Origin of the sequence: Leptospira alexanderi serovar Manhao 3 str. L 60 (genome assembly GCF_000243815.2) — a bacterium.
Lineage (GTDB): Bacteria > Spirochaetota > Leptospiria > Leptospirales > Leptospiraceae > Leptospira > Leptospira alexanderi.
In genome coordinates, this window is record NZ_AHMT02000053.1 from 181,319 (window position 1) to 187,500 (window position 6,182).

General features: G+C 43.2%; 8 protein-coding genes and 1 pseudogene (1 of these 9 cut by a window edge). 8 read left to right on the plus strand and 1 reads right to left on the minus strand.

The genetic code is table 11. From position 1 onward, the window contains the following. Window positions 1-20: 20 nt before the first annotated feature. The 7 genes and pseudogenes from LEP1GSC062_RS18685 to purQ all read left to right on the plus strand — a co-directional run bounded on the left by LEP1GSC062_RS18685 (window position 21) and on the right by purQ (window position 4,933). A complete protein-coding gene (locus LEP1GSC062_RS18685) occupies window positions 21-668 on the plus strand; it encodes an ABC transporter ATP-binding protein (RefSeq protein WP_010576745.1) in 648 nt (215 codons plus the stop codon). Further along, on the plus strand, window positions 640-1,311 hold the full coding sequence (locus LEP1GSC062_RS18690; RefSeq protein ID WP_010576746.1) for a heme exporter protein CcmB: 672 nt from the start codon (window positions 640-642) through the stop codon (window positions 1,309-1,311). The genes LEP1GSC062_RS18685 and LEP1GSC062_RS18690 overlap by 29 nt, the downstream gene beginning before the upstream one ends. 56 nt (window positions 1,312-1,367) lie before the next feature. Then, window positions 1,368-2,059 (plus strand): annotated as a pseudogene (gene ccsA, locus LEP1GSC062_RS18695) (cytochrome c biogenesis protein CcsA). 3 nt (window positions 2,060-2,062) lie between these two features. Continuing rightward, window positions 2,063-3,196 (plus strand): PP2C family protein-serine/threonine phosphatase, encoded by a 1,134-nt coding sequence (locus LEP1GSC062_RS18700; RefSeq protein ID WP_139357256.1) that lies wholly within the window; start codon window positions 2,063-2,065, stop codon window positions 3,194-3,196. Then, window positions 3,193-4,053, plus strand: coding sequence for a phosphoribosylaminoimidazolesuccinocarboxamide synthase (locus tag LEP1GSC062_RS18705; RefSeq protein ID WP_010576748.1), 861 nt, complete (start codon window positions 3,193-3,195; stop codon window positions 4,051-4,053). The genes LEP1GSC062_RS18700 and LEP1GSC062_RS18705 overlap by 4 nt, the downstream gene beginning before the upstream one ends. Beyond that, on the plus strand, window positions 4,029-4,277 hold the full coding sequence (gene purS / locus LEP1GSC062_RS18710; protein ID WP_004506740.1) for a phosphoribosylformylglycinamidine synthase subunit PurS: 249 nt from the start codon (window positions 4,029-4,031) through the stop codon (window positions 4,275-4,277). Before LEP1GSC062_RS18705 ends, purS begins: the two co-directional genes overlap by 25 nt. Next, window positions 4,274-4,933 (plus strand): phosphoribosylformylglycinamidine synthase subunit PurQ, encoded by a 660-nt coding sequence (gene purQ, locus LEP1GSC062_RS18715; protein ID WP_010576749.1) that lies wholly within the window; start codon window positions 4,274-4,276, stop codon window positions 4,931-4,933. Before purS ends, purQ begins: the two co-directional genes overlap by 4 nt. Before the next feature lie 168 nt (window positions 4,934-5,101). Here the strand turns inward: purQ and LEP1GSC062_RS18720 are convergent, their stop codons facing one another. Next, the gene (locus tag LEP1GSC062_RS18720) at window positions 5,102-5,239 is read right to left on the minus strand and encodes a hypothetical protein (protein WP_425268439.1); all 138 of its coding nucleotides are present in this window, start codon (window positions 5,237-5,239) and stop codon (window positions 5,102-5,104) included. Between the two features lie 212 nt (window positions 5,240-5,451). Here LEP1GSC062_RS18720 and LEP1GSC062_RS18725 point away from each other — a divergent pair, with 212 nt between their 5' ends. Continuing rightward, window positions 5,452-6,182, plus strand: the 5' portion of a protein-coding gene (locus tag LEP1GSC062_RS18725; RefSeq protein WP_020985102.1) for an LIC10775 family protein. 433 nt of this gene lie beyond the right edge of the window; 731 of the gene's 1,164 nt are visible here — the first part of the coding sequence; it begins with the start codon at window positions 5,452-5,454; its stop codon lies beyond the right edge, outside the window.

The following is a 6,182-nucleotide window of genomic DNA, read 5'->3' on the forward strand; positions in this document are numbered from 1 at the left end:
GTTTCATAAGAGGAACCGTTTTGACATTCAATGAACAAGCGCTTTTCGTCTGTAAAAACCTATCTTATTCTATCGGAAAAAAACGGATTCTCAAACAAATTTCATTTTCTCTTTTCCGCGGAGAACTCGTACTACTTCGAGGAGACAACGGGGCCGGAAAAACAACTCTTCTCAGAGCGATTCTCAATCACGAACGCCATAAGGATTCTTTTTCTTTTATGGATTCTGAATCGACAAAGCCTCGAATTTCTTACTTAGGTCACGAACTCGGACTTTATACCTCTCTTAGTCTCGAGGAAAATCTTCGTTATTTCCTTTCCATCGCAAAAATGGAATATTCGAAAGATAAAGTTGGCACTCTTTTGAAGTCGTTCCAGCTCTGGACGAGAAAACAGGATCCGATCTTTACCTTCTCCAGAGGAATGAGACAAAAGGCCGCTTTGGTGCGAGCACTTTTGACCGGAGGGGACCTGATACTTTTGGATGAACCGTTTACGGCTTTCGATCAATCCGGACTTGAGACCGCGATTCGTGTTTTGGAGGAATATTCTCTAAATTCCGCGGTGTTGCTTGTGACTCACGATCCCCGCATTCCTTTTTCTCGCGAAACGAAGTCGTTGACTCTAAAGGAGGGGAATCTTGAAACTTCTGTTCTTTCTACTCCATAAGGAATTTCTGTTATTGGGAAGAGCGGTCAACGGAATATTGTCTATTCTCGTTTTGATCACTTCGATCGTATTCATTTTCAATTATGCGTTGGAACAGACCGGAAAACTTGATCGTCAGACCCTGATCGGAATCAAATGGTCCGTTTTGTTCCTTACTTCTTATGTTTTTATCGGCCAGTCCGCTTGGGAAGAACGGGAAAACGGCGGAGGAAGAATCAGTTCTCTTTTCCTTCCGATTTGGATGCGCTTTCTTTCCAAGTCCCTCGCCGTTTTTTCAGGGCTTACGATTGCCGCCGTTTACTTAATGATTTTATTATCCGTTTTTTTTCAAACATTCCCCTTGGGTTGGAAGGATCTTACAGTAAATCTGATTTTCCTTTTGCCCGGAGTTCTTTGTATTTCTTTTTTGGGAGTCGCTTTGAGTCATATCAGCGACTCTTCCAGGCTCAAGGAAATTCTGCTTCCGCTTTTGATGATCCCATTTACGATTCCGATCCTTCTTTTCGGAATGGAAGCGGAAAGAAAACTCGAAAGAATGCCCGTATTTGATCCGATTCCCGGAATTGCCATCCTACTTTCGTTTTGTATTTTTTACGCGGGAATCGGAATTCTACTCTTGGAACTTTCCGGAGACGAACCCTAAAGAATCGAAGAATCTTTCTTGATTCCACCGACATTCTTGCGAATACTCTATTTCGTATGAAAATTCGTATCGCTCATCCCGTTTGGGATTGGGTCTTATCTGCGGTTTTTTTAATAGGTTTCCCGGCTGCCGTTTTATTGTCGCTCAATTACCCGAATGTGATCTTACAACAAGGAACGGCTCACAGAATTTTTTACTTTCATGTTCCGGTCGCTTGGGTTGCTCTTTACGGTCCGATTTTTTCTCTCGTTTTCGCGGTTCTTTATCTGATTCGAAAAGAATCCAAATGGGATTTGCTTTCTTTTTCCGCAAATCAGATCGCTCTTTTATTTGCAGTGGGGGTGATATTTTCGGGAAGAATTTGGGCGCTCAGCGCCTGGGGAGTTCCCTGGGATAAAACCGATGCGAGACTTCAATCGTTTACGGTCTTGTTTATTAGCTTGATAGCATATTTCGTTTTTCGAATATTGATCACCGACGCTTCCAAAAAAAAATATTCTCCGCTTTCCTGAGTATTCTCTGTGCCGTGAACGCAGTCATTACCTGGGGGGCGATTCGTTGGATGGATAATCCGGGAAATCATCCGGAGTCGATTCTTGGAAAAGGAGGAATGGATTCCGACATCCGTCTGAGTTTCTGGATAGGAGTTCTTGCGTATCATATTCTGTTTTTGGTATTGTTCCGTTTCGCTTATCGTTTGTCTAAGATCGAAGATCTTCGCGAGAATTTACCGGAAAGGGAAGAGTAAAAAATTTTGTCCTCTCCGAATTATAGTCTTTATACTGTTCTTGCGGTCGACGATTCCGAGATAAATCTAAAGTTGATCGTACATACCCTCAAACCTTTGGGCTTTCAGATTTTTACGGCGGAGTCCGCCGCCGACGCGCGTAGTGTCCTTCTTACGAATCGAGTGGACGTACTTTTGTTGGACGTAAGTATGCCCGACCAAGACGGTTTTTCCTTTTGTAAAGAACTCAGAGAAATCGAAAGATTCAAACTTCTTCCCATTCTTTTTATCACTGGGATCAATCGTGAAGTCGGTTTCGACGAAGCAATTTCTCACGGCGGAGACGACTTCATCCACAAACCGTTTCAGCCGAAGGAGTTGGTTGCTAAAATTCGCGCTTTCATTCGAATTAAAATTCTTCAGGACGAGGTTTTAGAACAAAAAAGAAATTACGAGAGGGAACTTATCATGGCGAGAAAAGTCCAACAGGAACTTCTCCCCGAAAAAGAATTGGAATGGAACGGAGTCAGTGTAAGTACGATCTTTCAGCCTCTGATGCAGATCGGTGGGGATTACACGGACGCTTGGGTTGAAAACGATTCTCTCCATATTTTTATCGCGGACTGTTCTGGTCACGGTCCTTCCGCGGCCTTGCTCGCTGCGATGCTCAAGATGCAGGTCTCCAGTCTTTCTCCGGATCAAAGTTTGCAAGAAAAGGTGCAGACACTTCGCTATAATCTTGAGAAAATTCTTCCCGACGAATTTTCGATTACGTTCTTTTACGGAATTTTAAACAAGGACTTAAGCTTTGAATATTCGAACGGAGGTCATCCTCCTCCGATTCTTTATCAAAATGGAGAGGTTACAACTCTTTCCGGAATGGGGCCTCTCATCATTCCGATTGAAATCAACGTAAAAGAAGAATTCAAATCCGTTCGGTTTGAGAAAGGTTCTTATCTTCTTCTTTATACGGACGGCGCAACCGAGATCACCGACAAGAGTATGAACATTCTCGGAGAAGAAAAATTGAAAAGGATCTTTAAGGAAAGTATTTCCAAAGAGGGGGATATTCTCGTTTCCATGATGGAATCCATTCTTGCACATTCGGACAGAGGCACGAATGATGACGATATCGCTATGATGGTATTGAAATTATGAATTTGCCGACCTACAGAGGAAAAGTTAGGGACATCTACGATCTCGGTGATAAACTGATTCTTTCCTCTTCGGATCGTATTTCCGCTTTCGACGTCGTTTTTCCGCAGGCCGTCCCAAACAAAGGAAAGGTTCTCAATCGGATTTCCACTTCTTGGTTTGAATTTTTTAAAAACGTTCCCAATCATATTTTGGAAACGGATGTGAAGAATTTTCCTTCCCCCTTTCGAGACCGTGAGGAATTGGAGGGCCGGTCGGTTCTTGTAAAAAAGTGCAAACGGATTGACTACGAATGTGTGGTTCGCGGTTATATCGCGGGTTCCGGTTGGAAGGAATACGGGAACGAGGGAACTCTTGCGGGTGTAAAACTTCCCTCAGGTTTGAAAGAGTCCGCAAAACTTCCCGAGCCGGTTTTTACTCCCGCGGTCAAAAACGACCAAGGCCATGATGAGAATATCTCCGAAAAAGAAATGGAGAATCGAATCGGAAAGGAACTGTTCGAGATTCTGAAAGAAAAATCGATTTCCATTTTCCTGCGTGCCTCCGAAGTGGTAGATAGTGCGGGAATCATTCTTTGTGATACTAAATTCGAGTTTGGAATTTTGGACGGACAAGTCATTCTGATTGACGAGCTTTTGACTCCGGATTCTTCCCGGTATTGGTCTCTGGATACGTATTCTGTCGGAATTTCTCCGCCGAGCTTGGACAAACAAATTCTTCGGAATTATCTGGAAACTACGAATTGGAACAAGATGCCCCCCGCGCCTGGTCTCCCGGCGGAACTTATTCAAGAGCTGAGAGAAAAATATCAGAAGATAGAGGATCTCATTCTTTCATGTATATCGCAAAAATCCAAGTAGTCCTTAAGGAATCCGTTTTGGATCCGCAGGGAAGTACGGTAAAAAAAGTTCTCTCCGAAGTCGGAGAAAAATCCGTTCAAGACGTGAGAGTCGGCAAGTATATCGAACTCAAGATCGACGCTCCGAACGAAGAAGCGGCTAAAAAAGATGTGGAAAGACTTTGCGATAAGATTCTCGTCAATCATGTAATAGAAACATATTCTCTGAATATTCAAAAAATATGAAAGTTGCGATCGTCACTTTTCCTGGTTCCAATTGTGATTCGGACATCTACCGAGTTTTAAGGAATCAATACGAAGCGGAAGTGGATCGAGTCTGGCACAGGGATCAGTTCGGCAAAAAATACGAGTTGGTGATTCTTCCGGGAGGTTTCTCTTACGGGGACTATCTTCGTTCCGGTGCGATGGCGGGTTTTTCTCCGGTGATGAAGTCCGTTAAGGAGCATGTGGACAAGGGAGGAAAACTTTTCGGGATCTGCAACGGCTTTCAAATTCTTACGGAAGCGGAGTTTCTACCCGGGGCTCTCACAAGAAATAAAACTCTCAAATACATCTGCAAAACCGTGACCTTGAAAAAAGGTTCTTCCGGAAACCCGGTGACTGCGCCTCTCGATTCTCGAAAAGAATTGAAAATTCCGATCGCTCACGCGGACGGCTGTTATTATGCGACGTCCGACGTTATCAAACAACTCGAAGACGAAGAGAGAATTTTATTTCGTTACTTCGGGGAAAATCCGAACGGTTCTCTCGGAGAGATTGCGGGAATCACGTCCGAAAATTTCAAGGTTATCGGAATGATGCCTCATCCGGAAAGGGCGATGAATCCCGTGACCGGTGAAGTCGATGGAAAGATTGTTCTAGATCTGATTTTGAGTGCTTGAGTCGAGTTTCGAGTTAAAAACTCCGCATAGTAGGAGTCAGTGTATAGAAATCAGGGTTCAGTTACTTTTTCCTAATAGATGGATTAGACTTTAACTTTTCCTCTTCTGTAAATTTACTGAAATCTGATCTCTGAAATCTATCCACTAAAATGTAAATCGAATTTCTCGTTACCGAATATTCTCTACTACCTCGGCGATTGTCGTCACTTTGGTTTCTATATCCGTCACGATTTGACGTTTCAGCGGTTCACTGAATCTTCGTAACTGGCGGCTCGATTCTTCTCTCAGTTGTTGTTTTTTGTTCATTTTCCCTTTTTTTCAGGTGAAAAAAAGGGCAACGTATTTCAGGCAAAGACAACCTGACTCCTGATCGCTGACTCCTAACATCGACGGGTTTTGGGAGGGGCTTTAAGTGAATACAGTCCCTTAAAAGTCGTACGAGTGGCCCGCAGGGAAATTAAAAAAGTTAAAGCCAAAGCTTCCCAAAAGCGAAAATGTGGGGGAAGAGAGTGATACAAATGTATCTAAAAATTAGAATATTCAGTTTTTTAGGGATATTGTCCTTTTTCTTTTTTATCCTACCGATGAACATACAAATTCAGTCGCAAACTGCTCCCACGGATCCATTACTACGAGGTGCTTGGTATGAGGATCAGGAACAAAAAGAAGCCGTACTCTACAACCGAGTGATGAGATATTTTCGACCGAATCCCCATTTCGTTTGGAAGACGGATCTGCACGGAAGAAATTATCGTTTTTACAAAGACGGAAGGGTGGAATTCTTGATAGACCGCGATTTTAGAGAGGTTTTTCCGGACGTTTCCGAACTCGATGTGCACGGAAGCGAAGCAAAAGCTTTGGCGGAACATAGAGAACCGTATTCTGCGATTCGTTTGTTGAAGGGCATCGGACTTTGTTATCGATTCCAATTTGGAAAACTAGTTCCCGAAGGTTATCGAAGTGCTACTGAGGAACTGAGCCGTTTAATGAAACATATGGCTCACAAAAGAGGGGAGGTGGACGATCTCACAGATCCATACGGATGCACAAAAAATAATATTCTAAAAATTGAAAGCGATTCTTTCCGGTTCTCATTGGAGACGACAGACGATTGGAAGCATTATTTTCCGGAACCGGAAACTCCTGAAAGCGGAAGGGAAGAGGATCACGTCTGGAAGATTCGAAGGTATTATCAATCGATTCCATTTAAAGAACAAGAGAAAGAAAGGGAATATACCACTGACGAAAC

What these genes read in the sequence shown, in the direction of transcription:
- LEP1GSC062_RS18705 (WP_010576748.1), top strand. Translation starts at nt 3,193, where the DNA reads ATGAATTTGCCGACCTACAGAGGAAAAGTTAGGGACATCTACGATCTC.
- purS (WP_004506740.1), top strand. Translation starts at nt 4,029, where the DNA reads ATGTATATCGCAAAAATCCAAGTAGTCCTTAAGGAATCCGTTTTGGAT.
- purQ (WP_010576749.1), top strand. Translation starts at nt 4,274, where the DNA reads ATGAAAGTTGCGATCGTCACTTTTCCTGGTTCCAATTGTGATTCGGAC.
- LEP1GSC062_RS18720 (WP_425268439.1), bottom strand. Translation starts at nt 5,239, where the DNA reads ATGAACAAAAAACAACAACTGAGAGAAGAATCGAGCCGCCAGTTACGA.